Below are 25899 nucleotides of genomic sequence, written 5' to 3'. Positions count from 1 at the left end.
CGTCGGCCGGTTCCACATCGTCGGTGAGCGGGTCACGCTCTGGGCCACGATCCGCTGCGCCGACGGCCGACGACGACACCCTCGTCAGCGGCGTCCGGCTGCACACCCATGTGGCCCACGACCATCCGGCCGGGCAGCCGGCCGTGGCCGACGGGCGTGCCGCCGGACGGCTCAGCCCTCCGGCTGGGCGATGTTCACCATCCAGGGCACACCGAACCGGTCGGTGCACATGCCGAACACATCGCCCCACATCTGCTTCTCCAGCGGCACCGACACCGACGCGTCGGCCGACAGCTTCGCCCAGTAGCCGCGCAGCTCGGCGTCGTCGTCGCCGCTGATGCTCACGGAGTAGTTGTCGCCCGCCGTGCGCTGCATCTCGGGCGGGGTGTCGGTGCCCATCAGCGTGAAGCCGGCGGGCGTCTCCAGCATGCCGTGCATGATCTTGTCGGCCTGTGCGGCGTCCGGGTGCCCGAACTCGCCGTAGGTGTTCATGGTGAGCGTGCCGCCGAAGACGTCCTTGTAGAACTCCAGCGCCTGCCGGGCGTCGCCGTCGAAGCTGAGGTAGGGGTTGAGACGCGAGGCCATGGGATCCTCCCCGAACCGGGCGAATGGTCAGTTGTCCGCAGACTAGCTCCGGGCACTGACAACGGCCCGTCGGAGCGAGGTGATCACGGCCGGGTCAGCAGGGTCAGGCCCTGCGGGGCCGCGATGCCGAACTCCCGGTCCAGCACATGACGGGCTTCGGCGTCGTCCGACAGCTCGCGCCGGGTGACGGTGCCGTCCGGGCGGGTCGCGGTCAGCAGCCGGTCGTCGAGCAAGAGATGGCCGCCGTCGGAGGTGAGCCGCTGCGCGTAGAGGCGCCGGCTGAACGGCGAGCGCGGGTTGGTGGCGATGTGCCAGTTGATGACCTCGAAGTCGGGGTGCTCGAAGGGCTCGACGGTGAAGGCGTACTGCGCCTCCCAGCCGTCCGCGACGCCGTCCGGGGCCTCGGTGTGCTCCGGTTCCTCGGACCGCTTTGTCACCCCGGCCTTCGCCGGCCGGTGGGCTTCGAGCACCCACATCGGCAGCGGGCCGCCGTGCGGGACCTGGAGCAGCCGGTGCCGCCGTCCGGCGTCGCGGAACTCGGTGCCGGCCGTGAGCGGCACGGCTTCCAGCAGCGCGCCGAGCGCGCCGAACCCGACGTCCGCGAGGTACGGCTGCGCATCGTCCGGGGCCTCGGCGAGCAGCGCCATGTGCGTGCGGGGGCGGCTCTGCAGCCGGTCGGCGCCCACCACCACCCGGGCGGCCAGCCGCGTCACCCGGAATCCGAGCGCCTCCAGCGCGTGGGCGAACAGGGTGTTGTGCTCGTAGCAGTAGCCGCCGCGCCGGCTGCGCAGCAGCTTCGCGGTGAGGTCGGCGATGCCGAGGGAGGGCGCGGTGCCCCCGAGGGCGTCCAGGTTCTCGAACGGGATGGACCGCATGTGGGCGAGATGCACGCCCCGCAGGGTCGCGGCGTCGGGGCGGCGCTCCCCTTGCCATCCGATGTGCCTCAGGTAGGTGTCGAGGTCGAACGGGGCGGTCTCAGGCATGCCCTCACCATAGGGATCACTCCCCGCTCCCGTCTCTCGTTCCCCCGTCCGGCCTCCGGCTGCGACCTTCGCCCTGTTCCCGGCCGGCGAGACCCCGCTGCACGGGGCCTTGGGCGCATCGGTCACACTCGTGAGCCGAGATGTGTGTACGCACCACCGGGGTGCCGAGGGGTGCGTGCGCCTGTGCGTACGACCCTTCGGAGACCTCGTATGAACGCAGTACCGGCCGCGGTGGCGGGCGCCGCCGTCTTCACCTGGCTGGGCATGGTGCTGGCCATCTCGTTCCTGGAGGCGCCGCTGAAGTTCCGCGCGCCGGGGGTGACGGTCGCGCTGGGCCTCGGCATCGGCCGTCTGGTCTTCCGCGCGCTGAACATCGCCGAGGCGGTCCTGGCCGTCGCCGTCGTGGCGGCGGTCGCCGTGGGATCGCCCGGCAAGGCGATCGTCACGCTCACCGCGGCCGGAGTGGTGCTGCTGGTGGTGCAACTCGTCGCGGTCCGCCCGGTCCTCAACCGGCGCAGCGACCGGATCCTCGCCGGTGAGGAGGCGCCCCGCTCCCGCGCCCACTTCGCCTACATCGCCCTGGAACTGCTGAAGGTGATCGCACTGATCGCCCTGGGCGTCACGGTGCTGGCCGCGACCGCCTGAGGTCACCCGTCCCGCTCGGCGTCGCTGCGTCCGCCGGTCATGCCTCCCGCGCGGCGTCCAGCCGGCCGACGCGGGCCAGGTTCTCGCGGTCCTCGGCGTCGTCGCCGGCCTCGGCCGCGAACCAGGCGTCGAGGATCTCCTTCAGCAGCGGCTCGGACGTCAGGCGCAGGCTGAGGGCGAGCACGTTGGCGTCGTTCCAGCGGCGGGCACCGTCCGCGGTGTAGGCGTCGGTGCACAGGGCGGCCCGCACACCGGGCACCTTGTTGGCGGCGATGGAGGCGCCGGTGCCGGTCCAGCAGCAGACGACCGCCTGCTCGGCCCGCCCCGCGGCGACCTCCCGGGCTGCCGCCTCCGAGCACGCCGCCCACTGCGGGTCGTCACCGGGCCGCAGCGCCCCGTACGCCACCACCTCGTGGCCGCGCCGTCCCAGCTCGGCGACCAGGGCGCGGGCCACGGGTTCGTCCATGTCCGAGGAAACGGAGATCCGCATGGACCGGAGCCTACAGCGGCCCGGGCGCGCGGTGCCCGGCCCGCGGGCGGGAACCGCTCAGTGCCCGGCCGCGTCGCCCTGGGCGACCTCGATGTCCTGGTGGACGCTGATCGCGCCGGCCGCCGCGGTGATGCAGGACAGCAGCGCGCAGGCGGTGAGCAGGGCGGCGATCCACGAGGCACCGCGAGGGGGCCGCGCGGCGGGCGACAGGAGGGCTGCCACACGGCGCGGTACGGGCCCGGAGGTGGCCGCCGGGGTCACTGCGGGCCGGGCGGTGTCCGCCGTGTGCGTGGCGAGGGCGGCGCGGGCGATGGCGCGCGCGGTGAGGCGGCGGTCGCCGACGGCGGTCGCGGCGGCCTCGTCGGCGGCGCGCTCGGCGGCCAGCCGGACGGCCTCGCGGACCGGACGCAGGGCGGGGTGGCAGTGGGCGGCCAGCTCTGCCGCCGCGAGGAAGTAGTGGTGGCCGCCCGCGTTGTGGGCGCGCTCGTGCGCGAAGAGCGCCTCGCGTTCACGCGCGTCGAGGCTGCGCAGCATGGCGGTGGTGACGACGATGCGGTGCGGGCGGCCGGGCAGGGCGTACGCGTCGGGGCGCGGGGAGTCGACGACGCACAGGTCGCCCGCGGCGGGCCGGCGGCCGGCCTCGGAGCGCGCGGTGCGCAGACCGGCGGCCTGCCGCAGCACCGTGCGGACCAGGGCGAGCGCGGCCAGGGCGAGCAGGCCGGTGGCCAGGGCGGCCAGGGGCAGGACGAGGCGCGCGGAGGGCGTGTGCAGCGGGTGCACCAGTTCGCCCAGCGCGGCGAAGGACGGGATCCGGAGCAGGCCGCTCAGCGCGAGGGTGCCGAGCGCGGCGACGGTGCCGGCCGCGAGCAGGAGCGCCGAGACGGTCAGGGTCCACAGCGCCGCCGCGGGGGTGCAGCGGTCGAGGACCCTGCGGGCCGGCGCGGGTGCGGCCCAGGGCAGGAGCAGGGGGATCAGCAGCAGGGCGATCCTCACGGACCCTCCTCCAGCAGTCGGCGCAGGACCTCCTCGTCGTCCGGGCCGAGCTGGGCGACGAAGCGGGCCAGGACCGTCTCCCGGTCGCTGCCGCGGTCGAGTTCGCTGTGCATGCGCAGGGCGGTCAGACCGTGCGGATCCTGTACGGGGCGGTAGGCGTAGCCGCGGCCCTGCCGCTGCCGTTCCAGCGTCCCCTTCTCGTGCAAGCGGGACAGGATCGTCGTCACCGTCGTGCGGGCGAGGCCGGAGGCGAGTTCGGCCTGCACCTGGGCGGGGGTCAGCGGTGTGCCCGCCGCCCACAGTGCGGCCATCACGGCGGCCTCCAGCTCGCCCGCCGGCCGGCGTTCGTCCTTCTCGGCGCTCATGGAACGATCCTCACCCCGCGATCGTCTACAGTGTCGTAGACCGTCTACTTGATTGTAGACGGTCGGGTGCCGTACATCCGGTGGCCCGCACAGAAAGGACTCATGCGATGACCACACCCGTGGCTCTATCGTCGCAGCTCGCGGTGAATCCACTCGACGCCCGGTCGCTGCTGGCCGCCTTCGGCGTCCTCGGTGTCGGCGTGGTCATGTTCGCCGAGACGGGATTGCTGATCGGCTTCTTCCTGCCGGGCGACTCCCTGCTGTTCACGGCGGGCCTGCTGTGCACCGGCACGGAACAGCACGGCATCCGGCTCTCCCTCTGGCCGCTGCTGGCCGCCGCGGCGCTGGGCGCACTGGCCGGCGCGCAGTGCGGCTATCTGCTCGGGCGCCGCGCGGGCGGCACCCTGCTCGCCCGCAGCCGCTCGGCGCGGCTGCACGAGGGGGCGCGCAGAGCCGAGGAGCTGCTGGCGCGCTACGGGCACGCGAAGGCGATCGTCCTGGCGAGATTCGTCCCGGTGGTGCGCACCGTGCTCAATCCACTCGCGGGCGCGCTGGGGGTGCCCGCCCGGGTGTTCACCCTGTGGCAGGTGGCCGGCGGCCTGGTGTGGAGCGTCGGCCTGACCCTGGCGGGATACGCGCTGGGATCCTCCGTACCGAACGTGGACCGCTATCTGCTGCCGCTGGTAGCACTGATCGTGGCGGTGTCGCTGATCCCGCTCGCCCTGGAGCTGTACCGCGGCCGCAGGCGGGCCAAGGCCGAGGAGGTCAGCGGATGACGCTCGCGTTCGGCGGAGCGTCGGTCGACGGCTCCGCGTACCGGGACGTGGTGGACCTCGCGCGGCACTCACCGGGCTGGCTGGACACCACGATCGAGGTGTGGTCGACGTACGGTCTGGCGGTGTTCGCCGTGCTCATGGTCGTGGCCTGGTGGCGGGCCCGGCGCGCGGGGGCCGCTGCGGCGGTGACGGCGCTGGCCGTGCCGGTCGTCGTGGTCCTGGCGTACGCGGTGAACGACGTACTGAAGACGTTCGTCCACGAGGACCGGCCCTGCCAGACCCTGCGGGTGCGCACCCTGGAGGCGTGCCCGGCGCACGGGGACTGGTCGTTCCCCAGCAACCACGCGGCGATCGCCGCCGCGGCCGCCGTGGCGCTGCTGCTCGTCTCGCGGCGGCTGGGCGCGCTCGCCTGCCTGGCGGCGGTCGCCATGGCCGCGTCGCGCGTGTGGATCGGCGTGCACTATCCGCACGACGTGCTGGTGGGGCTGGTCGTGGGCGGGCTTGTCGCGCTCGCGGCGATCCTGCTGCTGCGGCGCCGGTCGGAGGCGCTGGCCCGGCGGCTGACGGCGGCCGCTCCGCTGCGTCTGCTGCTGACGGTCTCATGAACGGCGAGGGCGGCGGCACGGCGGCGAAGGAGCGGAGCGGGCGGCGCGGGGACGTCGCCGATCTCGCGGGGAGCGCGGGACTCGGCGCGTGGGCGGCGTTCACCGTGCTGGCGCTGATCGTCGGCGGACGGGCCGGTGCGCCGCTCTGGCTGGACGACAGGTTCCTCATATGGTCCGTCGGCCATCGCCCGGAGGTGGCCGTGGCGCTCGCCCGGGGCGTGACCGCCACCGGTACCGGGGTCGTCCCGTACCTCCTCGCGGCGCTGGCCGGCGCGGTGGCCGGACGCACGCCACGGACCCGGCTGCCGGCCGCCGCCGTCGGCCTGGCCTGCCTCGGCACGGGCCGGCTGGCGCGTTACGGCGTGATGGAGCTGGTTCACCGCTCCCGCCCGCCGGAGGCGGACTGGACGGCCCACGCGAGCGGCTGGGCGTTTCCGTCCGGGCACACCACCACGGCCGCGCTGACCGCCGGCGTGCTCGTCGTCGCCCTCACCCTGCGCGCCCCGCGCGGGGGCACCGCGCTGCGGATCGCCGTGTGCGGCTGGGCACTGCTCGTCGGCCTGACCCGCGTCTACCTCGGCGTGCACTGGTTCACGGACGTCGTCGGGGGCTGGCTGTTCGCCGCGGGCTGGCTGGGGCTCTGTCTGTGCACAGCCGCCCATCTGCTGCCCACGTCGCTCCTCACCGGCCCGACCGCCCCGGTGAGGGAACCGGGACAGGACCCGGCGCCCCCGGACCCCGGCGACCGGGGACGGCCGGGCACTGCCTGACGGCCCCGCTGACGCAGTCGGAGACCAGAGCGCCTCCGGGTCGGACGGGTGAGAGCACACCCGGTGTCTGCGGGCCGCCGCACCTCCCGGGCTACCGCGCGTCGAGCGCCTTGTCGAGGGTCAGAGTCGCGTCGATGAGGGCGAGATGCGTGAACGCCTGCGGGAAGTTCCCCAGTTGGCGTCCCGTCGGGTCGATCTCCTCCGAGTACAGGCCCAGATGGTTGGCGTACCCCATCATCTTCTCGAACACCAGCCGCGCCTTCTCCGTCCGCCCCGCTCGGGCGAGGGCGTCGACGTACATGAACGTGCACAGCGAGAAGGTGCCCTCCGAGCCGCGCAGGCCGTCGGGCGACGCCCCCGGGTTGTAGCGGTAGACGAGGCTGTCGCTGACCAGTTCCCGCTCGATGGCGTCCAGGGTCGAGGCCCAGATCGGATCCTCGGGGCTGAGGAACCCGACGGTTGCCATGCGCAGCAGCGAGGAGTCCAGTACGTCACTGCCGTAGTGCTGGACGAAGGCTTGCTGTTTCTCGCTCCAGCCCTTGGCCATGACCTGTTCGTAGACGGCGTCCCGCTCGATCTGCCACCGCCCGGCCGCCGACGGCCATCCCTTCGACTGGGCGAGGCGCAGCGCGCGGTCGAACGCCACCCACGACATGACCCGCCCGTAGGTGAAGTCCTGGCGCCCGCCTCTCGTCTCCCAGATCCCCTCCTCCGCCTGGTCCCAGTGCTCGGCCAGCCAGTCCAGGTTCTCCCGCATCGAGCTCCATCCCTCGTACCCGACCTGGAATCCGTGCTGGTGCGCGAAGTACATGCTGTCCAGCGCCTCGCCGTAGATGTCCAGCTGGAGCTGCGTCGCGGCGCCGTTGCCGATCCGTACCGGCCGGGAGCGCGCGTAGCCCTCCCAGTGATCGAGGGTCTGCTCGTCCAGGTCGGACGAGCCGTCGACCTTGTACATGATGTTCAGCGGCCCCGTGTCCCCGCCGCTGCCGGCCCGCTCCTTGACCCGGTCGCTCAGCCAGGCGTTGAAGGCCCGCGCCTCCTCGGTGAAGCCCAGCCCCAGCAGGGCGTACACGGAGAAGGAGGCGTCACGGATCCAGGTGAACCGGTAGTCCCAGTTGCGTTCACCTCCCAGCTGCTCGGGCAGAGCCGTCGTCGGAGCGGCCACCACGGCACCGCTGGGTGCGAAGGTCATGAGCTTCAGGGTGATCGCGGAACGCTCCACCATCTCGCGCCAGCGTCCGGTGTAGCGCGACTGCGCCAGCCAGGAACGCCAGAAGGCCGCGGTCTCGTCGAAGAGCTGCTGGTACGCGTCCTGGCGGATTTCGGCGGGTGGCCCCCCGGCGCCCATCTCCAGAACGAGCCCACGCTGCTGGCCGGCCTGCAGCGTCAGCGACAGGTGCAGGTCGCCGCCCTGGTCCGTGGCGACGTCGACGAGCCGGTCGTCCTCCGGTTCACGGATGGGGTGCACGGTGAGTTCGGTGCCGTCCTCCGCGGCGAAGACCGCTCCGTGCTGGGTGATGTGCAACTCGTGCTTGCTGCGGCCGTAGTCGAATCGCGGGGCTATCTCCACCTGGAACGTCATGCTGCCGCGCACACAGCGGACCAGACGCACCAACCGGTGGCGGGAGGTGACCGTCGTACCGGTCACCGGCATGAAGTCGACCACCTCACCTGCGCCCGCCTCGGTCATGAACCGGGTGACCAGGACCGCGGTGTCGGGCAGGTACAGCTGTTTGGTCGCATGGGTGCGATGAGCCGGCCGGACCGTGCAGTGACCGCCCTTCTCCTGGTCCAGCAGTGCCCCGAAGACACTCGGCGAGTCGAACCGCGGGGAGCAGAACCAGTCGACCACGCCCTCGGTGGTCACCAGCGCGGCGGTCTGCAGATCGCCGATGAGACCGTGGTTCTCGATCAGTGGGTAACCGTCCATGGGAGGGTCGCTCCTTCCGGTGTGAGCATGTGTCCGCTCGAGATCAGACCTCCTCGACATCCCGCTAATGCGCCTTCCACTTCGCGTTGTCGGGGATGGTCTTGTCCGGCACTCGCACCTGGATGATGGACGGGCCGCCCGAGTTCTCCAGTGCTCCCGTCACGGCGTCCCTCAGCTCTCCGTACGTACCGGCTTCCCACCCCCGGCAACCGAAGACCTCCGCCAGCGTGCTGTAGTTCCACCGGTGCAGTTCGCACGGCTTGTAGAACGGCCTGTCGGAATGGAATATCCCGGCATCGGCGAGCCATTGCTCCACGGCGTAGACGCCGTTGTCGATGACGAAGATGATCGGATGGAGCCCGAACCGGGCCTGCGTCGAGAGGCATTGCGCGGTCATCTGGAAGCCGCCGTCACCCGAGAAGACCATGACCTTGTGGTCCGGGCCCTTCGCCAGGCAGATACCCGTCGCGGCAGCCGCGCTGTACCCGATCGCCGAGTAGGACGACTGAACGACGAACCCTCCCGGGCTGGGCACTTCGAGCAGCAGGCTCCCGAAGTAGTTCATGCTCGCATCGGCGCCGACGATGGTGTTCCTGTCGACGTACTGCTGGATGTAGTTGTAGAACCCCTGGTAGGTGATGACGTCGGCGTCACTCACGGCCGGCACGCTGCGAGCCGGCTTGTCCGGCAGCTTCTGCGTCCTGGGCGCGATGTTCTCCGCCAGGATGCCGTCCATGAGGTGCTCCAGGGCGACCTGTCCGCCGAAATAGGTTCCGAACTTGACCGCGTCGAACGAAGCGAATGCGGTCTTGGCGTAGTCCGGGTCCCAGCCCAGGGAGTTGATGTCCGTCAGCCACACACCGAGGGCCAGCACGAAGTCGGAGGTGCCGGCCAGATCTGTCACTGCGGTCGATGACGCCTGGCCGTCGAGCACGCCGACGAACCGCGGATCATCCTCGGAGAGGATCGCCTTGCTGAGGAGTTCTGTGACGAACGGGACGTTCAGTTGCTCGATCAGCGTCATGGCCTTGTCCTGAAGGCCGAGCCGGTCGACCTCCACGCCGAGCCAGATGAGCGGATTCTCGGCGCTTTCGAGCTTCGCGCAGATCCGCGCGACCGACTCTTTCAGGCTGGTCTCGTCCGACAGGGTCCTGGCCGGCTTCAACACGCCCCTCGGCGGTTCGCACTCCAGGTCGACCATGTCCTGGAGCAGCTCGATATAGATCGGGCGCCGTTCACTGATGCACCGGGTCAGCGCATAGTCGATCAGCGTCGGCGCGAGGTCCGGATTGTCGAGCCGGATGGCCGCGACCGTCAGGTGCTCGAACGACTGGAGATCCGTTTCGCGCCCGCTGATGAAGTGGTGGGCGCTGAAGCCGGTCTGTTCGAAGGTGATGGTCTTCTTGATGCTCGGTGTGCCGTTGATCAGCACGAGCGGCACCTTCTCGACATAGGCACCGGCGACGGCGTTCACGGCGCACAACGCGCCTGCGGAGTAGGTGACGCAGAGGGCGCCGATCCCCTTCAGCCGTGCGTACCCGTCCGCCGCATAACCGGCGTTCACCTCATTGACTTCTTCGATGATCTTTACGCCGCTCGGCGTGACGTACCCGTTCAACCACTCGATGGAATAGTCGCCCGCGATGGCGAACAGGTGCTCCAGTCCGAGTTGGCGGAGCCTGTCTACCAGGTACTGTCCTACAGTGCTGCCCTCGTTCATGGTCGGAGCACCTCCGTGCTCAGTAGTCGCTCGCGCCGCCGAACAGCCGGGGCAGGTAGATGTCGAAGATCCCCGGGCACTTGCGTTCCGGATACCGCTGCAGCATGAAATTCTTGAAGGCGTCGTCCGCCAGCCCGTCGCCGATCGCCTGCCGCGCGGCAGAAAGGTACTCGACGTTGCGGGCGACTTCGTTCTTGTCGGCCGGCAGGCCGTGGCCCGGCATGAACAACTCGTAGTCCGAGACCAGCATTTCCTGCAGCACCCGGATCCAGTGGTCCATGTGTTTCGTCAGGTACATATGGTTGCCGCTGTAGATCAGGTCCTGAGCGACATACACACCCACCTCTGGAAGCCTGATGGTGAGGTGGTAGTCGATCTCGGTGTCCGTCACCCGGTCGAAGACGTACCGGACTCCGTCGATCGTCTCTTCACCCGGACTGGCGACTTCCTTCGGGACGGCTATGCGCTCCGGAGCGAGGTCACCGAGCTTCCAGTGGTCGCTTCTGGAGTCCTCCCCGTGTTCTTGGATGAAGTTCATGGTCTCGGACAGCGCGTAGACCGAAATATCCGTGAACGCCGTGCCGAGCCCGAACCAGTGGTCAGGGTGGCGGTGGGAGACATACAGCCTTTCGATCGGCTTGCCCAGGCTGTCCGCGTAGTCGCGGAACGCCCTCGCATAGGGGGCGAGGAACTGTCCGTCGACGAGAACCAGCTGGTTCCTGCTTTCGATGACATGCGTGGCGTTCGCGATGTTGTTGTCCGTGAAGGACGCGACGAAGGTGTGAATGCGGACATCGCCTGCCTGCTTCACGACCATGCTGATGGGATCTGATAGCTGAGACGGCATTCGAGGCCTCTTCGGGGTTAGGTGGTCCGCTGTCGCAGTTCCTCCAACGCGGCCCTCGCGACGTCGTAGGCACTGTCCCTGCCGGGCACCGGGTCGTCCTCGCCGGGTCGCCAGAAACGCCGGCGTGCCATGCGCATGGAGCTGTCGAACGGCGGGATCGCGTTGAACACTTCGATCAGATAGGGCCCGCGGTACACCGGCTCGATCTCGTTCGAGACGATGTCCCACGGGATCCAGCTGTCCTTCACCGTGCCCCGGTCGGGTGCGGAGATATGGACGTAGTAGAGCCGATGCTGCCGTACCGCTCGCGCGATGTTCTCCTTCAGGACCGACGGCCCCTGGCTCTCCATCACGACCTGTGCGGTGTCGATCGTCACGCCGCCCTGCGCGTGCTCGAGGCCCTCGAGGAAGTCCAGGACCTCCGAGACCATGTTGGGTGGCGGGGTCTCCCAGCTCTTGACGGGCTCCACGGCGAGCTTCACCTCTCGCGCTTCGGCGTACTCCACCAGCTCTTCGAAGACGGAACGCGCCGCCTCGAAGCGCGGCTTCATCCACTCCTGGAGGGCGTCGCTCCAGATCGGCTCGTCGGTGTCCGTGACCGGGAAGACTCCGTAGGGGTAGATGAACGGCCCGGACATGATCGAGTCGCCGCCCAGGACCCGGGTGATGTCGACACGTGACTTGAGGTAGGACAGTGCCTGCCTGCGCTGCTCCTCGTAGGGCGACGTCGGGTCGAAGGTCCGCGTGGTCCCCACGTTGGTGGTGAACTTCACCTCCCCCAGCCCCGCCTGCTCGAACGCCTTCTTGAGGCCGCTGTAGCAATCGACCTCGAGCTTGTGGTCGACGGTCGCGGGCTGGGCGGCGATATGCACGTCGAAGCCGTCGTACCCCATGTCGGTCAGGGCCTTGAGGTGATCGATCAGAACCCCGGTGTACCGCGAATCCTGGGGCCGCAGATCGGCCGTGAACATGAAGAAGCTGAAGAACACGTCCCGTCCGAGTGTCGCGTTCATCGTCACCACCCCAGGACGTCGGCGAGATAGGCGCGGGCCTTCTTGGCGTACTCGAGCGGGACGGCCTTGTTCGGGTCCTGCTCCGCTTCGACGACCAGCCACCCCTGGTAATGCGCGTCGGCCAGCACTTCGAGGATGGGCCGGAAGTCGATCGCGCCCTCTCCGGGCACGGTGAAGACGCCGAGCTCGATGGCGTCCTGGAACGACAGGCCCTCCTCGCGCACCCGCTTCACGACCTCGGGCCGGACGCTCTTCAAGTGGACGTGACCGATGCGGTCGGCATGCGCCCGGGCCAGCGCGAGCGGATCGTCGCCGGCGAAGGCCAAGTGGCCGGTGTCGAGCAGCAGGTGGACCAGGTCCGGATCGGTCGAAGCCATCAGCCGGTCGACGTCGGCCCGGGTCATGACGCCGGTGCCCATGTGGTGGTGATAGCTGAGCTTCATCCCGGCCGAGCCGGCGATCCTGCCGAGTTCGTTCAGACCCGACGTCAGGGCGTCCCACTGGGCGTGGGTGAAGACGGGCCGGTTGGCGAACACGTCCACCGGAAGCAGGTGCGAGGAAGCGCCGAACTCGGCCACGACCAGTTCGGTGCCGCCCAGCGCCTTGATGTGGGCCAGGGTCTCCTCGAAGGCGGCGATCGTCTTGTGCCGCATGTTGCCGATCGTGAAGTACGTGCTCGTCCAGGGCTCGGACACCCGCAGGCCGCGGATCTCGAGGGCGGCCCTGAGTTCGGCAGTGTCCGAGGGGTACTTGTGCCCGAGACTGCAGCCCTGGAAGCCGGCGAGCGCCATCTCGCTCACGGCCTGACCGAAGGAGATACCGGCGTCGATGGTCGGGAAGTCGTCGTTCCACCACAGGGTGCAGCAGACGCCGAGCTTCACCTTGTCCGGGCTGAGGCGGTCGGCCAACGCCGTCATCGTGTCGCCCCCTTCAGATAGCGGTCGGGGATGCGGGGCGGCTGAGCCCAGGAGCCGTATCCGGGTGCCTTGGCACCTGGGGGGTTGGCCCCGATGGCCCGCCACAGCAGCCCTTCCTGGTAAGAGGCGGGAGTGACCGTGGAGGTGCCCGCCCCCGTATGGGGCCCGTAGCGGTCGACCCAGTCGGGCGGCAGCGCGTACCACATCCCGACATACCAGAGCTTGATGACCTGGCGGGCCACCGGGCCGAGGCGGTCGTCGCCGAAGATCCGGTGACGCAGGGCCCTGTCGAACAGGTCCCGGTCGAGCAGGGTCGGAGCGCGGCCTCCGGTATCGCCGGCCGCGTCCGCCCGGGCTGCCCGGTGGGCCTCCAGGAGGGCGGTGACGACCTTGTCGCCGCAGGCCTCCCGCACTTTCGCCAGATACTTGTGGGCCATGCCGGTGCCGAGGAGATCGGTCTCCTCGAAGGCGGTGAGGTCGACCGACAGGGAGAGGAACTCCTCGAACGACGGGGCGGTCATCGCGTCACCGCCTGGATGCTCGCGGCGGCCTCGGGTGAGGCCTGCGGATCGGATCCGGCCGCGTCCGGAATCTCGAAGGTCGGAGCGGCGTGCAGGCCGCCGCTGCCCGGCAGGGGGCTGCGCACCAGCCGGTTGAACCCGTCGCGCAGGCGGAACATCTCGCACACGGCTTCCTGCAAGAGGCCCGGCTGCCCGTTGAACGCCTTGGTGAGCAGGGCGAGGAAGTTCCCGTAGTCGGCGTTGAAGTCCCGGGCTGCGCGGGCGAGTTCGGACCCTTCCGGGTAATCGGCCAGCCGGGTGCTCACCTTCACCTTGTACACGTCGTCCCAGCAGATGCTCAGCTCGGGTCCCGACGGTACGCCAGGGTGGTCGTCTTCCTGGTAGTAGCGCCCGAGCTGGAGCTGCCGGAACCGGTAGTAGTGGGCGAGCTCCCCGTCCGCGTCGTAAATCCCCGAATCGAGGCCCTCCCCCTGGGCGGCGATGAAGCGGAGCGCATGCTGGGCCGAGTCCAGGTCGGTGACGACGATGATCTCCCCGCCACCGGAGTAGAAGAACTCGGGCCCCACCTGCCGGGCCGGATCCCCGCAGAAGAGCGCGGGGTCGCGGGCCGCCACCTTTTCGAGCCCTTCGATGATCTCTTCGTAGAACTCGCCGATGCTGTAGAAGCGCATCCCCTCGGTCGTGGGGCTGGCGACCAGCGGCGAAGACCTGCCGTTCGATGTCGGCACCAGCCGTGAGTCGCCACTGGGGGCCCTGCCCGGCCGCTCGATCTTGCAGAACGTCTCGATCGCCTCGGGCGAGAAGGGCCGCAGGTCGACGGTGAAGTCGTCCTCCCCGTCGGGCAGGCGGGCCGGATACGACGGCACGAAGCCGGGGCGGGTCAGGTCGGGCGTCCCGCCGATGGCGTTCAGGACGTTGGCGACGAGGGTCAGGTGCAGCATCTCCTCCACCGCGGCCACCCGGATGATGTGGGCGGCGTCGGAGTTGGTGGTGGAACGTATGGAGTAGTAGGCGGTCAGGTACGGGGGGATGGTCGCGTGCTCGAGCGACATCGCCGCGTTCAGGTAGCTGGTCAGGTCGTCGCGGTTCTCGATGGTCGACACGGTCATCGGGCCACCTCCCCTGAGGTCGGCGCCGCGTGGCGCCGGTCGAAGGCAACGTTGATCGGAGCGGTCTCGGAGTCGAGCTGGGCCAGCATGGCCCGGACGCTGCGCAGGCACAGGGCGGCGACGGTGAGCGTCACGTTCGACGTGCCCACGGTGGGCATGCTCCCGCCGCCGACCAGGTAGAGGTTGTCGTGGTCCCAGCACCGCTGGTCCGGGTCGACCACCGAGGCCGACGGGTCGTCGCCCATCACATGGGTGCCGGCGAGATGGTTGCCCCCGCGGATCTCGTACCCCACGCCGTCGTGGACGGCGTAGCCCCAGAAGTTCGGCTGGTACACGGTGTGGTCCTCGGCCCCCAGGCGGGCGAAGATCCGTTTCGACAACTGCCGGGCGTATGCCACCCCGCGCATCGTGTACTCGGGGATGTCGTAGGTGAGGACGGGCCGCATGTTCCCCAGCCGGTCGGTGAAGTCCGGGCTCACGGTGATCCGGTTGCTGGGGTTGGCGGGGACCTCGACCATGAAGGCCAGTTGAAGCTGACGGGACACGCGGTCCACCAGGGCCTGGCGGAGGGACTCGCCGTAGCGGCCACCGGAGTCCACCAGGCCGATCAGGTCGGTCATCGGCGAGCCCTGGGCCCAGCCCCAGCCGTCGTTGTGGATGTCTACGGTGAACGCCGCCTGGTGGCTGCGGAAGCGGCCACCGCGCAGGTCGGTGATGCCGCCCGTGCAGTTCGTGCCGCGGAAGGTGCCGGCCACCTCCGGCAGCAGGCCCCACGCCAGCAGGTAGGCGTGGTCCATGAAGTTCCGCCCCATCAGCCCGCTGGAACTGCGCAGGTCGGAGGCCAGCATCAGCCGGGGATTCTCCACCGCGTTGGCGGCCAGGACGAACAGCCGGCCACGGGCTCTCATCGTGGTGAAGTCGGGGCTGTCGGGCCGGGCGTAACGGCGATATTCGATCTCGGTCACCCGGCCCGTGTGTTCGTCGGTGTGCACCTTGTAGGCCACCGCCTGCGCCACCAGGTCGACCCGGCCGCTCTGGAGGGCGAGAGCGAGTGTTTTGCCGGCGTTGTACTTGGCCTGCACCGGGCAGATGGGCACGCAGTTGTTGTTGCCCTGGCACCGCTCGCCGACCTCGACCTGGTATGCGCTCACCGCCCCTCGGGGCACATATCCCTTCCCGCCGTCGTAGGCCGGGTTCGGTATGCCGTTGCGGCCCTGCGGGAACGGCCGGACCCGCAGCTCCCGCTGCTCCCCGTCGAGTTCGACCGGCATCCCGTCGAGGTCCCTGGCGACCATCCGGTCCAGGTAGGACAGGGGGAGCCCCTTCATGGGGAACACGTAGTCCTCGTCGAAGGTGATCCCCAGGTAGGCCTGGTCCTCCACGTCGGCGGAGACGCCGATCTCGCGTTCGGCCTCGTTGTAGTACGGGGCGAGGTCCTCGTAGCTGAGCGGCCAGTCCGCCCCCTCGCCGTAGAGCGTCCGCATCCGGAAGTCCTCGGGCAGCATCCGCAGCGTCTTGCCCTCCCAGTGCATGGTGGTGCCGCCGAGGACCCGCGTGTACGTGGTGTCGGTGGCGAAGGGCCCGGTCTGGACGAGGTAGGCCGAGGCGTCGGGCGCCCCCGGGGTGATGCGCCGTGCGTCGGTGCCGCGCGGCATCGGGGCGTTGGGGACGACCGGGTAGGGGGCCTGGTTGTCCTTGCCGATGGCCGAGTAGAACCGGTCGAGGTAGCGCTCGTAGCCCCTGAGGGTGAGGTCTTCGGCCGGGCCCGCTTCGAGAATCAGCACTCTCTTGCCGGCGTCGCTCAGCCGCGAGGCGATCAGGGCGCCGGAGATGCCGCCGCCGACGATGACGGCGTCGTAGACGATCTCGGCCGCCGCCATGGGGTCGGTGCGCTGCGCCGCCCCCTCGGGGAACTTCGCGTACATGAGGCAGTCACCCCTCCTCTGCCTTCTCTGCTCCGTGAACTTTCGAACGGATCCATGGGATCCGCTCGCGGTCGGCGCCGTGATCACGCGGATGGAAAGGCGTGGGAGCCGAGTACATCCATGTGCTGTCGCCAGGAATACATGGAATTCCGACGCGAGCGAGCCGGACGGCCGGCGCAAGGAGGCGCGGATTGTTCAGAGAAATTTCGATGATCAGGCGGCATGTGCGACCGCTGCCGGTAATGCCTGGCGCGCAGACCACTGCCGCACCGTCAACGATACGCGGGAACGGTCAAGATCGCCGAGTGAGAACAGGGATTCGGAACCTCAGTTTCCTGAGCGAACGTCATAAACTTAACTTGTAATGGGAGATGAGTACCGAAAGGCGCGTTCGCCATGGTTGTGTGACCGGTCAACCACTAACGCCTGAAGGTGTCTCAGGTAGCGACTGCCGCCTGCCCGGGCAACGCAGCATCGCGGGCGGCGCCCCTGTCTCCGTCGGCCCGGCGGCCGTGTTGCACTCTTCTCCGCCGGTGCTTTCATGGAATTAAAGAGCAATACGTGCCGGTAGATATATGCAAGGCTGGTGCTCTCTGGACACGGCGCGGCGATATCGCCTTCCGACACGACTCGCGGGCCTCCAGTCGCGCCGACACCTCGACGTCCCTGCGACACCCCCGCCCATCCTGTGCAGCGCGGAGGGAACCTCATGCCCACCAAGGTCATCCGCCATCCGGACGGCGCGGTACGGCCGCACGGCGCCCCGTGGTACACCCTCTATCCGCGACGGTGGTCTTCCCGGATCTCGCGGGCGATAGGCAGAAGATGGCGTAAGTTCCGGACCGAAAGGGAGGCGCGCGCCGGCATCGTCCCCAACCGCAGTTGGCGCTCCTGGAGGTTCACCCTCGGCCCTCTGTTGCGCGCGTGGGCCCTGCTCTGGACGCTTTTGCTTTTCCTCTGGGTTGGTCTGGCGCTATACGATTTCTACAAATACGGAAAGGATAATGACACAAAGCTCCACGCCGTGCTCGATTCTGGGTGGTTCGACGCCGTCAACCACATCCTGGGCCCTGTACTGACGGGTTCCGTACTGCTCGCGTTCTTCCTTCTCTACTGGTATCACCGGACGAAGCAGCCGCTTATCAAAAAGGCCCGCACCCAACCACATGATCTGGTCCCCACGGCCGGTACCCTCGTCAACCGGATCGTAGGGCGCCGGGAACTGTCCCAGGTGATAGCCCAGACACTCCGTAACCGCAAGACCAGGAAGCCCTATCTGCTCGTCGGTGGCGTGGGAGTCGGCAAGACAGCCGTACTGGTGGAACTCACTCGGATGCTGGCACAGCAGTCCGCCGTTCCGGTGCCCATAAGCCTGCGCGACAGCAAAGGTGACGGTGAACTCGACTTCGAGGAAATGGCGCGGCGCCGCTTCGCGGAGGAAGCGGACCAAGGAGTGCTGGCCGGCAGCAACATCGACAAGACGTGGCGGCAACTCAGGCTCGACGACAAGGCCGTCGTCATCGCCGACGGCCTGGAGGAGGCCCTCCTCGGCGAGAAGTACCAGGAGGACCGCGACAACATCATCCGACGGGCGATCGAGCGAGCGGATCGCCAGAAGCTGCCCCTGGTCATTGCCTCCCGCCCCCACGCACCGCTCGAGGGCACCCGGGCCGCGATCGCCAACCTGGAACCCCTGAGCGAGGAAGCGGCGCTGGAGTATCTGATACGGGAACACGGTGAGCTGGACGAGCGCCGCCTCGACTGGGTGGTGGAGACGGCACAGGTCACCGATTCACCGATCTACCTGCGAATCGCCCGTCTGCTCCAGCAGTGCGGGCTGCTGGAGCATCTGACACTCCGTGACGAAGGCGGCCGCCTGGACACACGCAGCAACGACTGCGCCACGCTCAGGCTCGGGCTGCTGAACACGTACCGTCAGGCCATCGAAGACGGCCGCATCTTCGACAAGTTGGTGATGGACCACCGGGAGCGCCGGGAAACCCTGTGGGTCGTTTCGGCGCTGGCCTGCCTCGGTCTGCTCCAGGACAGTATCGAGGTGACGTTCGACGACTTCGTCAGCGCACACGTGGACGACCTTCTCAGTCGCACGCAGCCCCACCAAAGCGGTCCCGGGACGCCGGGCAATGCCGAGCAGCACGGGATCCGCCTGGTCATCTCCACGGCGCAGCGCGATGCGCTCTGGGAGGTGGTGAGCCGGAAGATCGGCGGATCGGCGCCCTGGCTCAACGCTCTGGACTACCCCGTCGAATGCCGTACCGAGTTGGCGAGGTACACGGCCAACGGACAGCTCCTCGGACTCGTGTACGGCTGCAAGAACAAGGTCCGCTTCCCGCACAGCATCCTCCAGGCGTACCTGGGCTACCGCCTCCTGAGGGAGATGGACGACGACAAGATCAGGGCGGTCGTCGAACCGGCGCTGCGCAGCCCTGGTCCGTCCCGGGAACTGCTCATCGCTCTGGTGCTGCTGTCACGTCACCCTGCGGCTCCCCCGGCCGTCCGGTCGGCCACCTCGCACCACACGACTCCGCGTAGCGCGAGCGGCAAAGGCGCGCGCCCCGGACTGTCCGAACTGCTCAGCCGGGCCGCAGCGAACCGGCATGACGCGAAGTACTTCGACCTGTACGCCGCGGCCCTGGAAATAGATTGCGTCGATCCGGATCCCGTGCAGGACGAGCTCGCCCGAGATCTCGAGGAACAATGGGCGACCCTCGACATCCGAGGCGATCAGCGGACCGTCGAGGATGCCAAACTGCGGTTGGTGCGGCGCTTCGGAGCCGCACTGCGAGAACGGGACCGGCGCAGCAAGGGCAGTGACGCTCTGCCGTACCAGCGGCTCTTCCACATCGGTACGCATGAGCCTTCTCGGTCGGTCCGGCTCGCGATCGCCCATCAAATAGCCGCCGGTGGCGATGCGGCCTTCCAGGGCCTGCGCTCGGAGTTCCCTCTCGGAACCGATCCGATGACCCAGTACCTGGAGAAGACCCATGGGGCCAAACAGAAACTCGACGACGACTACACCACGTGGCTCAATGAAGTGGACGCGGACCCTGTTGCCGACCCGGAAGCGACGGAAACAAGGCAGCACAAGCATGACCGGATCGTTGAGGAGTACGAGCAGGGCCGCACCATCTGGTGGCGCCACTTCGCCCTTCGGGCCTGGCTCGTCCCCATGATCGTCGGGTCGGTCTCCGACAAGTACCGTGACGAGGCGAAGGAGCGGCTGAGTCTCTGGTTGGACAACCTGACCACCCCGGCCGGCCGGCAGAGCCCGCCCATGCCGCTCTCTTTGGAAATCGCCTTGGCCCAGGGCTTCAAGAACGCGGCGAACCGCAGACGACGCCACCCGGACGCCTACGAAGAGACCCGGGCCTACCTGGTGAAGCAGGCCGAGAAGATGCTCACCCGCAGTCGCTACTGGTACGCGCAGCTGAGTCTGATCCAGGCGCTGTGCCTGTGGGAGCTTCCCGACACCCTTGGACACGCCGCCGGGTCCGGCGCGGCTGACGGGCACGGCGGCCACCCCACGCCGGCGACCAACGGCCGGCCGGCGAACGACGACGTGGCGGCCGACGGCCCCAGGGAACCCATGAGGTCGGTCACCCGATGGCTCGCGATGGCGGGCAGTGCACACCAGGCCGCGGCTCCCACCGGCGTCACGTACGGGCACCGTAACGACAAGGTCCTGCACCCGTTCGTCGCCGAAGCCGGCGATCTGGTGACCCTGGCACTGGAAACAGGACACCCCGAGCGGTTCATCTGGGTCGACGAGAACGAAGCCACCGACAACGTCGGTTCCACCCCGGCCGATCCGGAGCGCTACCGGAAGCACAACCTGTGGATCGCCCCGTCCGTCGGGTGGAGTGTCCTGCACCCGCGAGCGCAGCGACTTCTCGCCGACGTACTGGTGATGCTCAATCTCACCGAGGGCGACGGGAGCCCCGACGACATCGAGGAGCGTCTGAAACGCGCGAACCGGAACGACCTTCCGTACTGTCTCACCCACGACCGCAGCCGGCTGCACCCCGAGCGCAGTGTCGGCCGGGCCGAGAGGGACGAAGCCCGCACCACCTGCGTGTCCCCGTGCGAGTTCCGTCTGTGCCCCTACCCCCCGCAGGCCGGAAGCGCGCAGACGGAGATGGCGGAGCTGTTCTGCCGGCAGCAACAGGCTCTTCTGCACAGCCGCTTCCGCTGGCACCTGCCGGCCATCAGCCGGCACACCGCGCCGTGGGTGTCGATCCCCGTCCGGGAGCTGGACGCCTTCTGGGAAGAGATGGCCAACCGGAACCGCAAGACCACCGACGAGGACGAGCACTTCCTCTGAGGGCGTCGACCTGCGAGGTCACCGATCTCTCGGGGCACCGATCACGATCGTCGCCGTCCTGATGGCCGCAGCTGCCGCCCGGCTCGCCCGTCGGGACGGCGCCGCGTGTACGGCGGCCGAGCCGCGTGGAGAACCGTCCGCCGCCGTCACGCGCCACCGCCCGGCGCCTACGTTGCATCGGGCAACCTTTGACGCCACTGGGCGTTCCACGTGACCTCGACGCCCGCAAGGTCGATACTGCCGACATCAGGACATACAGCCAGACCGGGGCCGCCGTGGACCATCAAGATCATTGACTGGCCGTTTCCGGGAACCTGACCTGGAAAAACGTAGGCCAGGGGCCCACCTGTCCATCGCTTCAGGAGGTACCCATGAAGATGCTGATCAACGTCCCCGAGACCGTCGTCGCCGATGCGCTGAAGGGGATCGCGGCCGCCCATCCGGAACTGACCGTCGACGTCGAGAACCGGGTGATCGTGCGGCGGGACGCCCCCGTGGCGGGCAAGGTCGGACTGATCTCCGGTGGGGGCTCGGGGCACGAGCCGCTGCACGGCGGATTCGTCGGCCCCGGCATGCTGTCGGCGGCCTGCCCGGGTGAGGTGTTCACCTCGCCCGTCCCCGACCAGATGCTGCGCGCCGCGGCGGCCGTGGACAGCGGCGCCGGGGTGCTGTTCATCGTCAAGAACTACACCGGCGACGTGCTCAACTTCGACATGGCGGCCGAAATGGCCGAGGACGAGGGCATCCAGGTCGCGAAGGTACTGGTCAACGATGACGTGGCGGTCACCGACAGCCTCTACACGGCCGGGCGCCGAGGCACCGGGGCGACGCTGTTCGTCGAGAAGATCGCCGGCGCCGCCGCCGACGAGGGCCAGCCGCTGGAGCGCGTGCAGGCGATCGCCCGGCAGGTGAACGAGAACGCGCGCAGTTTCGGCGTGGCCCTGAGCGCCTGCACGACCCCGGCCAAGGGCAGCCCGACGTTCGACCTCCCGCCGGGCGAACTGGAGTTGGGCATCGGTATCCACGGCGAGCCGGGACGCGAGCGACGGGCGATGATGACCTCCGGGGAGATCGCGGACTTCGCGGTCAACGCCATCCTCGAGGACATGAGCCCGCGCAGCCCCGTCCTGGTCCTGGTCAACGGCATGGGCGCGACGCCGCTGCTGGAGCTGTACGGCTTCAACGCGGAGGTGCAGCGGGTACTCGCCGCGCGGGGCGTCGCGGTGGCCCGCACCCTGGTCGGCAACTACGTGACCTCGCTCGACATGGCGGGCGCCTCGGTGACCCTGTGCCAGATCGACGAGGAACTGCTGCGGCTGTGGGACGCGCCGGTGAGCACGCCGGGGCTGCGCTGGGGCATGTGACACGGTGATCAGCAGGTGCGCGACACCCCTGGCCACACCTCTACCACGCAAGGAGACCACGTGCTCGACGCCGACTTCTTCCGCCGCTGGCTGACGGCGGCCGCCGCGTCCGTGAACCGCGAGGCCGACCATCTCACCGCGCTCGACTCGGCCATCGGGGATGCCGACCACGGCACCAACATGCAGCGCGGACTCACCGCCGTGACCGCCGCGCTGCAGGAGGAGTCGCCCGACACGCCCGGTGCGGTGCTGATGCTGGCGGCGAAGCAGCTGATCTCGAAGGTCGGCGGGGCGTCGGGCCCGCTGTACGGCACCCTGCTGCGCCGGACCGGCAAGACGCTCGGTGACGCCGCCGAGGTCAGCGAGGAGCAGTTCGCGCAGGCGTTGCGCGCCGGGGTGGACGCCGTCATGGCGCTGGGCGGTGCGGCGCCCGGCGACAAGACCATGATCGACGCTCTCGTCCCGGCGCTCGACGCGCTCGGAGACGGCTTCGCCGCGGCGCGGACCGCCGCCGAGCAGGGCGCGGAGGCCACCACACCGTTGCAGGCCCGCAAGGGCCGGGCCAGCTATCTCGGTGAACGCAGCATCGGACACCAGGATCCGGGGGCGACCTCGTCGGCCCTGCTGATCGCGGCCCTCGCGGAGGCGCACGATGAGTGACGACAAGCTGGTCGGGATCGTCCTCGTGTCCCACAGCGCCGATGTGGCGGAGTCGGTGGCCAAGCTGGCGAAGTCGCTGTCGGGGGGCGGCTCGGCGGTGCCGGTCGCCCCGGCCGGCGGCACCGAGGGCGGCGGGCTGGGCACCAGCGCCGAGCTGATCGCCGCCGCGGCCGCCTCCGTGGACCGCGGCGCCGGGGTCGCCCTGATCACCGACCTCGGCAGCGCGGTGCTGACGGTGAAAGCGCTCCTCGCGGAGGGCGACGAACTGCCCGAAGGCTCACGCCTGGTGGACGCGCCGTTCGTCGAGGGCGCGGTCGCCGCGGTCGTCACGGCGGCGACGGGCGCCGACCTGGACGCGGTGGAGGCGGCGGCGAAGGAGGCGTACGAGTACCGGAAGGAGTGAGCCCCGCCGGGCGCGGACGGCGGCGGCTCCGCGGCACCCGAGCCCGCCTCCGCACGCGGCGGGCCGCCTCGGCTCCGCGGCACCCGGGCCCGCCTCCGCACGCGGCGGGTCCCGGCGGCTCCGCGGCACCCGGGTGCGCCCCCACACGCGGCGGGGCGGCGGCTCCGCAGCGCCGGCACCCGTCCCCGCCCGGGGCCACCACTCACACATGGCGGTCCGCGGCGGCCAGGCAACGCTGGGAGCCGTCCCCGCCGGCGGCATCACGCCCCGCCCCCGGCGGATACCCGGACGCCGGGGGCCGCAGCGGCTCCGCGGCGCCGGGATCCGTTCTCGTCCGGGGCCACCACGCGGGTTCGCAGCCCCCGCGGACACCCGCACACGGCGGGGCCGCGGCGGCTCCAACTGGGTTCCATCCCCGCACGCAACGGGTCGCAGCGGCTACACCGCGCCGGGATCCGTTCTCGTCCGGTGCCACCACGCGGGGCTCCCAGCCCCCGCCGGCACCCTCACACGGCAGGGTCGCGGCGGCTCCCCCGCGCCGGGATCCGTACCCGCCGTCGCCCCACCCCGGCGGACACCCCGCGGCGCCGGGATCCCACCCCACAGGCGGCCACCACACACACCCCGCCCCCGCGGACGCCCGCGCGTCTCTCAGTCGCCGCCGTGGTCACCGCGTACGAACTGGCGGGCCAGCCGTTCGCCCGTGGCCGTCACGGCTGCGCGGTCCTCGATGGGTTTGACCTCGGAGTCCCTGAAGACGATGTAGGTGACCCCGGAGGGCGTGCCGCCGCCGTGCGGGTCGGCGCGGATGCCCAGCGCCCGTGCGGTGGCGTAGGAGGCCTCGCCGATGATGTCGCTCGGGCCGATGTCGCCGACGACGGCGTACCGGACGCGGCCATGGTGGACGACGGCGGCGACCGAGCCGCCGCGCACCCCGTACCTGCGGTGGTCCCACCGGGCGCTCGGCGCGGGTACGACGATGTAGGGCAGCGTCTCGGCGCTCGGGTAGCGCCCGTCGGCCTGGGCGAAGGCGGTGGCCTCGGCGAAGAGCGGATCGGTGTCGCCGTTGCAGCGCGAGGTGGGCCGCCCGTCGCAGTCGATGTCCAGGTCCGCGGTCCAGATGACGGCATCGCGGGTGCCGCACACGGGAACGGTGGCGGGCGCGTCGTCGTCGGTGCGGTAGCGGCCGCGCGAGACGGCTGTGCAGGAGCGGGCCCGGGCGAGCAGCTCGGCGGCGCGTACGGCGCCCGGCGGCCGGGCGGACATGAGCGCCTGGGGACCCGAGGCGGGCGGCCGCGGCGCGGCGGCGGACGGCAGGGCCGGGGCCAGCAGGAAGAGCCCGGCCGCGGCCAGCGTCATCGACGGGGCACGCACGATGGAGGGACCCTCTCATGAGGGGCGGTGACGGTCACTCAGCCAATCTGGGGCGGGTGCCTCGCCCCGGCCACCCGGCGGGGCCGTACGGTGCACGGCCTCTGACGGCCTGCCAGGCGGCGGGACGCCGGGCCTGCGTCGGCTCCGGCGTCCCGGCCGCCCGCGTCCGGCGCGAAAACAGCGACGACAGCGGTCCGCGCCCGCGGGGTGAACTCCCCGGCACTCCGGGGGAGTTCGGTCACCGGACCTCAGCATACGTAACGGCCGCGAGGACACCAACGCCCGGCCGCCCGCGCACCCGGGGACCGTCCACCCGACCGCTCGGCCGGCCGCGCACGAGGGACCGTCGCACCCTTGATGAGTGCGCGTCACCGATGCCATGGTGAGCCTATTGGTCCGGACCTTTGCCGTCCTGCTCTGCGACCGACACGGGAGGCACGTGGTGCGACGCGTGGTGCTGTACACGGTGCTCCTGCTGCTGGTCACGTCCTGCGGACGGGCGGGCGCGGACGACACCGACAGCGGGGCGCTGCCGGGCGCCCCGGCCGGCGTGACGGCGACCGCGGGCAGCTCGACCAGCGTCCACGTGATGTGGAACGCCGTCTCCGCGGCCGACGGCGTCCGCGGCTACGAGGTGTACCGCGACCGCGCCAAGGTGGCGGACGTGCCGGCCGGCGAGCACATGGTGGACGTCGTCCGGCTGCGGCCGGCCACGGCGTACGTCTTCTCGGTGCGCGCCCGCGACCGGGCGGGCCGGCTCGGGCCGCCCAGCCGGGAGGTCACGGCGACGACCCCGGCCGCCACGGCGGCGGACCGCTCGGCGCCGACCCGGCCGGGCCGGCTGACCGGCCGCAGCGCCGGGAGCACGGCGGTCCAGTTGTGGTGGTCGGCTGCCCGCGACGACCGGAAGGTGGTGTCGTACGACGTCTACCAGGGCGGTGTGAAGATCCACAGCGTGGGCGGGGCGCAGACGGCGACGGTCGTGACCGGGCTGCGGCCGGGCACCCGGTACGCGTTCACCGTGCGGGCGCGGGACGCGGCCGACAACCTCTCGCCCGCCGCCGGTCCGCTCCGGCTCACCACGGCCCCCGGCACGGACGACGGCCTGGACACCGCGCCCGCCGCCTTCCGCGTCACGAGTCACGAGGCGGGCGGCGCGTACTACCTGGATCTGTCCTGGGTTCCGCCGCGGGCGGACGGCACGGTCGGCGAGTACCAGCTGCAGCTCGACGGGCGCACGGCGACCTCCCTGGTGTGGGGCGCCGACGCGCCCCGGGACCGGGCGAGCTACAGCTTCTACGCCGGCGGCGAGCCGGGGGTGCGCCACCGGCTGCGGCTGCGGGCCCGGCTGCCCGACGGCAGCTGGGGCGGCTGGTCGGCGGAGCAGGTGGCGACGACCGGGGCCGGCCGGTGAGCCGCGGACGGACCTGGGCCGTTGGTGGGAATCCGTCACCTGCCCGGGCGCCGTCCGCATGCGCGTGCGCGCCGGGGGACATTGGCTGCCCCTGAGGCAGCACGGGCGTTCCCGATCCTCGGCGGCGCAAGGGATGTACCGCCAACCG

At 70.3% G+C, this 25899-nt stretch carries 23 protein-coding genes; 9 read left to right on the top strand and 14 right to left on the bottom strand.

Annotation, left to right across the window (positions count from 1 at the left end):
* Positions 1 to 171: 171 nt before the first annotated feature.
* Entirely contained in the window at positions 172 to 585 is a 414-nt protein-coding gene (locus tag ACZ67Q_RS33920) for a VOC family protein (protein WP_471190041.1), read from the bottom strand.
* Positions 586 to 668: 83 nt separating this feature from the next.
* Complete coding sequence (locus ACZ67Q_RS33915; protein ID WP_471190039.1) at positions 669 to 1568, bottom strand: arylamine N-acetyltransferase family protein; 900 nt, start codon at positions 1566 to 1568, stop codon at positions 669 to 671.
* Between the two features lie 210 nt (positions 1569 to 1778).
* On the opposite strand from ACZ67Q_RS33915, the gene ACZ67Q_RS33910 reads away from it, so the two are divergent.
* Entirely contained in the window at positions 1779 to 2213 is a 435-nt protein-coding gene (locus ACZ67Q_RS33910) for a hypothetical protein (protein WP_471190037.1), read from the top strand.
* A 37-nt stretch (positions 2214 to 2250) separates the two neighbouring features.
* Here the strand turns inward: ACZ67Q_RS33910 and ACZ67Q_RS33905 are convergent, their stop codons facing one another.
* The 3 genes from ACZ67Q_RS33905 to ACZ67Q_RS33895 are packed head-to-tail and all read right to left on the bottom strand — an operon-like array spanning position 2251 to position 4061.
* Positions 2251 to 2703 carry an RpiB/LacA/LacB family sugar-phosphate isomerase gene (locus ACZ67Q_RS33905; protein WP_471190035.1) on the bottom strand — a complete coding sequence of 151 codons (453 nt, stop codon included), beginning with the start codon at positions 2701 to 2703 and terminating at the stop codon, positions 2251 to 2253.
* Positions 2704 to 2760: 57 nt separating this feature from the next.
* Positions 2761 to 3696 (bottom strand): M48 family metalloprotease, encoded by a 936-nt coding sequence (locus ACZ67Q_RS33900; RefSeq protein ID WP_471190033.1) that lies wholly within the window; start codon positions 3694 to 3696, stop codon positions 2761 to 2763.
* Positions 3693 to 4061: a BlaI/MecI/CopY family transcriptional regulator gene (locus tag ACZ67Q_RS33895; RefSeq protein WP_471190031.1), complete on the bottom strand. Its 369-nt coding sequence runs from the start codon at positions 4059 to 4061 to the stop codon at positions 3693 to 3695. The genes ACZ67Q_RS33900 and ACZ67Q_RS33895 overlap by 4 nt, the downstream gene beginning before the upstream one ends.
* 107 nt (positions 4062 to 4168) lie before the next feature.
* Between ACZ67Q_RS33895 and ACZ67Q_RS33890 the strand changes: the two genes are divergently transcribed.
* From ACZ67Q_RS33890 to ACZ67Q_RS33880, 3 genes are read left to right on the top strand one after another with little or no spacing between them, the layout of a single operon-like run.
* Positions 4169 to 4837: a DedA family protein gene (locus tag ACZ67Q_RS33890; RefSeq protein WP_471190029.1), complete on the top strand. Its 669-nt coding sequence runs from the start codon at positions 4169 to 4171 to the stop codon at positions 4835 to 4837.
* Positions 4834 to 5442 carry a phosphatase PAP2 family protein gene (locus ACZ67Q_RS33885; protein ID WP_471190027.1) on the top strand — a complete coding sequence of 203 codons (609 nt, stop codon included), beginning with the start codon at positions 4834 to 4836 and terminating at the stop codon, positions 5440 to 5442. The genes ACZ67Q_RS33890 and ACZ67Q_RS33885 overlap by 4 nt, the downstream gene beginning before the upstream one ends.
* Complete coding sequence (locus tag ACZ67Q_RS33880; protein ID WP_471190025.1) at positions 5439 to 6212, top strand: phosphatase PAP2 family protein; 774 nt, start codon at positions 5439 to 5441, stop codon at positions 6210 to 6212. The genes ACZ67Q_RS33885 and ACZ67Q_RS33880 overlap by 4 nt, the downstream gene beginning before the upstream one ends.
* A 91-nt stretch (positions 6213 to 6303) precedes the next feature.
* On the opposite strand, the gene ACZ67Q_RS33875 is transcribed toward ACZ67Q_RS33880, so the two are convergent.
* From ACZ67Q_RS33875 to ACZ67Q_RS33840, 8 genes are all read right to left on the bottom strand, one after another.
* A complete protein-coding gene (locus ACZ67Q_RS33875) occupies positions 6304 to 8142 on the bottom strand; it encodes a glycoside hydrolase family 15 protein (protein WP_471190023.1) in 1839 nt (612 codons plus the stop codon).
* Positions 8143 to 8206: 64 nt separating this feature from the next.
* Positions 8207 to 9862: an alpha-keto acid decarboxylase family protein gene (locus ACZ67Q_RS33870; protein ID WP_471190021.1), complete on the bottom strand. Its 1656-nt coding sequence runs from the start codon at positions 9860 to 9862 to the stop codon at positions 8207 to 8209.
* Positions 9863 to 9881: 19 nt separating this feature from the next.
* Positions 9882 to 10679 (bottom strand): MBL fold metallo-hydrolase, encoded by a 798-nt coding sequence (locus ACZ67Q_RS33865; protein ID WP_471190019.1) that lies wholly within the window; start codon positions 10677 to 10679, stop codon positions 9882 to 9884.
* 47 nt (positions 10680 to 10726) lie between these two features.
* A complete protein-coding gene (locus ACZ67Q_RS33860) occupies positions 10727 to 11722 on the bottom strand; it encodes a sugar phosphate isomerase/epimerase family protein (protein WP_471190017.1) in 996 nt (331 codons plus the stop codon).
* Between the two features lie 2 nt (positions 11723 to 11724).
* The gene (iolE, locus tag ACZ67Q_RS33855; RefSeq protein ID WP_471190015.1) at positions 11725 to 12639 is read right to left on the bottom strand and encodes a myo-inosose-2 dehydratase; all 915 of its coding nucleotides are present in this window, start codon (positions 12637 to 12639) and stop codon (positions 11725 to 11727) included.
* A complete protein-coding gene (locus ACZ67Q_RS33850; protein WP_471190013.1) occupies positions 12636 to 13160 on the bottom strand; it encodes a hypothetical protein in 525 nt (174 codons plus the stop codon). The genes iolE and ACZ67Q_RS33850 overlap by 4 nt, the downstream gene beginning before the upstream one ends.
* The gene (locus ACZ67Q_RS33845; RefSeq protein ID WP_471190011.1) at positions 13157 to 14269 is read right to left on the bottom strand and encodes a ferritin-like domain-containing protein; all 1113 of its coding nucleotides are present in this window, start codon (positions 14267 to 14269) and stop codon (positions 13157 to 13159) included. Before ACZ67Q_RS33845 ends, ACZ67Q_RS33850 begins: the two co-directional genes overlap by 4 nt.
* Complete coding sequence (locus ACZ67Q_RS33840) at positions 14266 to 16194, bottom strand: GMC family oxidoreductase (RefSeq protein ID WP_471190009.1); 1929 nt, start codon at positions 16192 to 16194, stop codon at positions 14266 to 14268. The genes ACZ67Q_RS33845 and ACZ67Q_RS33840 overlap by 4 nt, the downstream gene beginning before the upstream one ends.
* A gap of 709 nt (positions 16195 to 16903) precedes the next feature.
* Between ACZ67Q_RS33840 and ACZ67Q_RS33835 the strand changes: the two genes are divergently transcribed.
* The 4 genes from ACZ67Q_RS33835 (at position 16904) to ACZ67Q_RS33820 (ending at position 22963) form a co-directional block, all read left to right on the top strand.
* Positions 16904 to 20536 carry an ATP-binding protein gene (locus tag ACZ67Q_RS33835; RefSeq protein WP_471190007.1) on the top strand — a complete coding sequence of 1211 codons (3633 nt, stop codon included), beginning with the start codon at positions 16904 to 16906 and terminating at the stop codon, positions 20534 to 20536.
* 371 nt (positions 20537 to 20907) lie between these two features.
* Positions 20908 to 21900, top strand: coding sequence for a dihydroxyacetone kinase subunit DhaK (gene dhaK, locus ACZ67Q_RS33830; RefSeq protein ID WP_471190005.1), 993 nt, complete (start codon positions 20908 to 20910; stop codon positions 21898 to 21900).
* Between the two features lie 60 nt (positions 21901 to 21960).
* Entirely contained in the window at positions 21961 to 22560 is a 600-nt protein-coding gene (gene dhaL / locus ACZ67Q_RS33825; protein ID WP_471190003.1) for a dihydroxyacetone kinase subunit DhaL, read from the top strand.
* On the top strand, positions 22553 to 22963 hold the full coding sequence (locus ACZ67Q_RS33820; RefSeq protein ID WP_471190001.1) for a PTS-dependent dihydroxyacetone kinase phosphotransferase subunit DhaM: 411 nt from the start codon (positions 22553 to 22555) through the stop codon (positions 22961 to 22963). Before dhaL ends, ACZ67Q_RS33820 begins: the two co-directional genes overlap by 8 nt.
* 651 nt (positions 22964 to 23614) lie before the next feature.
* On the opposite strand, the gene ACZ67Q_RS33815 is transcribed toward ACZ67Q_RS33820, so the two are convergent.
* A complete protein-coding gene (locus ACZ67Q_RS33815; protein ID WP_471189999.1) occupies positions 23615 to 24337 on the bottom strand; it encodes a glycoside hydrolase family 75 protein in 723 nt (240 codons plus the stop codon).
* 442 nt (positions 24338 to 24779) lie between these two features.
* On the opposite strand from ACZ67Q_RS33815, the gene ACZ67Q_RS33810 reads away from it, so the two are divergent.
* The gene (locus tag ACZ67Q_RS33810) at positions 24780 to 25751 is read left to right on the top strand and encodes a fibronectin type III domain-containing protein (protein ID WP_471189997.1); all 972 of its coding nucleotides are present in this window, start codon (positions 24780 to 24782) and stop codon (positions 25749 to 25751) included.
* Positions 25752 to 25899: the final 148 nt, after the last annotated feature.

The organism is Streptomyces sp. NPDC036813 (genome assembly GCF_055609245.1).
Note: the sequence above shows the minus strand (reverse complement) of the source record. Positions and strands in the feature narration are given on the sequence as shown.

Bases quoted from the DNA above. Each gene is read 5' to 3' on its own strand.
- ACZ67Q_RS33915 (WP_471190039.1), bottom strand. From the start codon at position 1,568: ATGCCTGAGACCGCCCCGTTCGACCTCGACACCTACCTGAGGCACATC.
- ACZ67Q_RS33875 (WP_471190023.1), bottom strand. From the start codon at position 8,142: ATGGACGGTTACCCACTGATCGAGAACCACGGTCTCATCGGCGATCTG.
- ACZ67Q_RS33895 (WP_471190031.1), bottom strand. From the start codon at position 4,061: ATGAGCGCCGAGAAGGACGAACGCCGGCCGGCGGGCGAGCTGGAGGCC.
- ACZ67Q_RS33890 (WP_471190029.1), top strand. From the start codon at position 4,169: ATGACCACACCCGTGGCTCTATCGTCGCAGCTCGCGGTGAATCCACTC.
- ACZ67Q_RS33910 (WP_471190037.1), top strand. From the start codon at position 1,779: ATGAACGCAGTACCGGCCGCGGTGGCGGGCGCCGCCGTCTTCACCTGG.
- ACZ67Q_RS33870 (WP_471190021.1), bottom strand. From the start codon at position 9,862: ATGAACGAGGGCAGCACTGTAGGACAGTACCTGGTAGACAGGCTCCGC.
- ACZ67Q_RS33850 (WP_471190013.1), bottom strand. From the start codon at position 13,160: ATGACCGCCCCGTCGTTCGAGGAGTTCCTCTCCCTGTCGGTCGACCTC.
- iolE (WP_471190015.1), bottom strand. From the start codon at position 12,639: ATGACGGCGTTGGCCGACCGCCTCAGCCCGGACAAGGTGAAGCTCGGC.
- ACZ67Q_RS33885 (WP_471190027.1), top strand. From the start codon at position 4,834: ATGACGCTCGCGTTCGGCGGAGCGTCGGTCGACGGCTCCGCGTACCGG.
- ACZ67Q_RS33920 (WP_471190041.1), bottom strand. From the start codon at position 585: ATGGCCTCGCGTCTCAACCCCTACCTCAGCTTCGACGGCGACGCCCGG.
- ACZ67Q_RS33840 (WP_471190009.1), bottom strand. From the start codon at position 16,194: ATGTACGCGAAGTTCCCCGAGGGGGCGGCGCAGCGCACCGACCCCATG.
- ACZ67Q_RS33860 (WP_471190017.1), bottom strand. From the start codon at position 11,722: ATGAACGCGACACTCGGACGGGACGTGTTCTTCAGCTTCTTCATGTTC.
- ACZ67Q_RS33865 (WP_471190019.1), bottom strand. From the start codon at position 10,679: ATGGTCGTGAAGCAGGCAGGCGATGTCCGCATTCACACCTTCGTCGCG.
- ACZ67Q_RS33845 (WP_471190011.1), bottom strand. From the start codon at position 14,269: ATGACCGTGTCGACCATCGAGAACCGCGACGACCTGACCAGCTACCTG.
- ACZ67Q_RS33880 (WP_471190025.1), top strand. From the start codon at position 5,439: ATGAACGGCGAGGGCGGCGGCACGGCGGCGAAGGAGCGGAGCGGGCGG.
- ACZ67Q_RS33835 (WP_471190007.1), top strand. From the start codon at position 16,904: ATGCCCACCAAGGTCATCCGCCATCCGGACGGCGCGGTACGGCCGCAC.
- ACZ67Q_RS33820 (WP_471190001.1), top strand. From the start codon at position 22,553: ATGAGTGACGACAAGCTGGTCGGGATCGTCCTCGTGTCCCACAGCGCC.
- dhaK (WP_471190005.1), top strand. From the start codon at position 20,908: ATGAAGATGCTGATCAACGTCCCCGAGACCGTCGTCGCCGATGCGCTG.
- ACZ67Q_RS33905 (WP_471190035.1), bottom strand. From the start codon at position 2,703: ATGCGGATCTCCGTTTCCTCGGACATGGACGAACCCGTGGCCCGCGCC.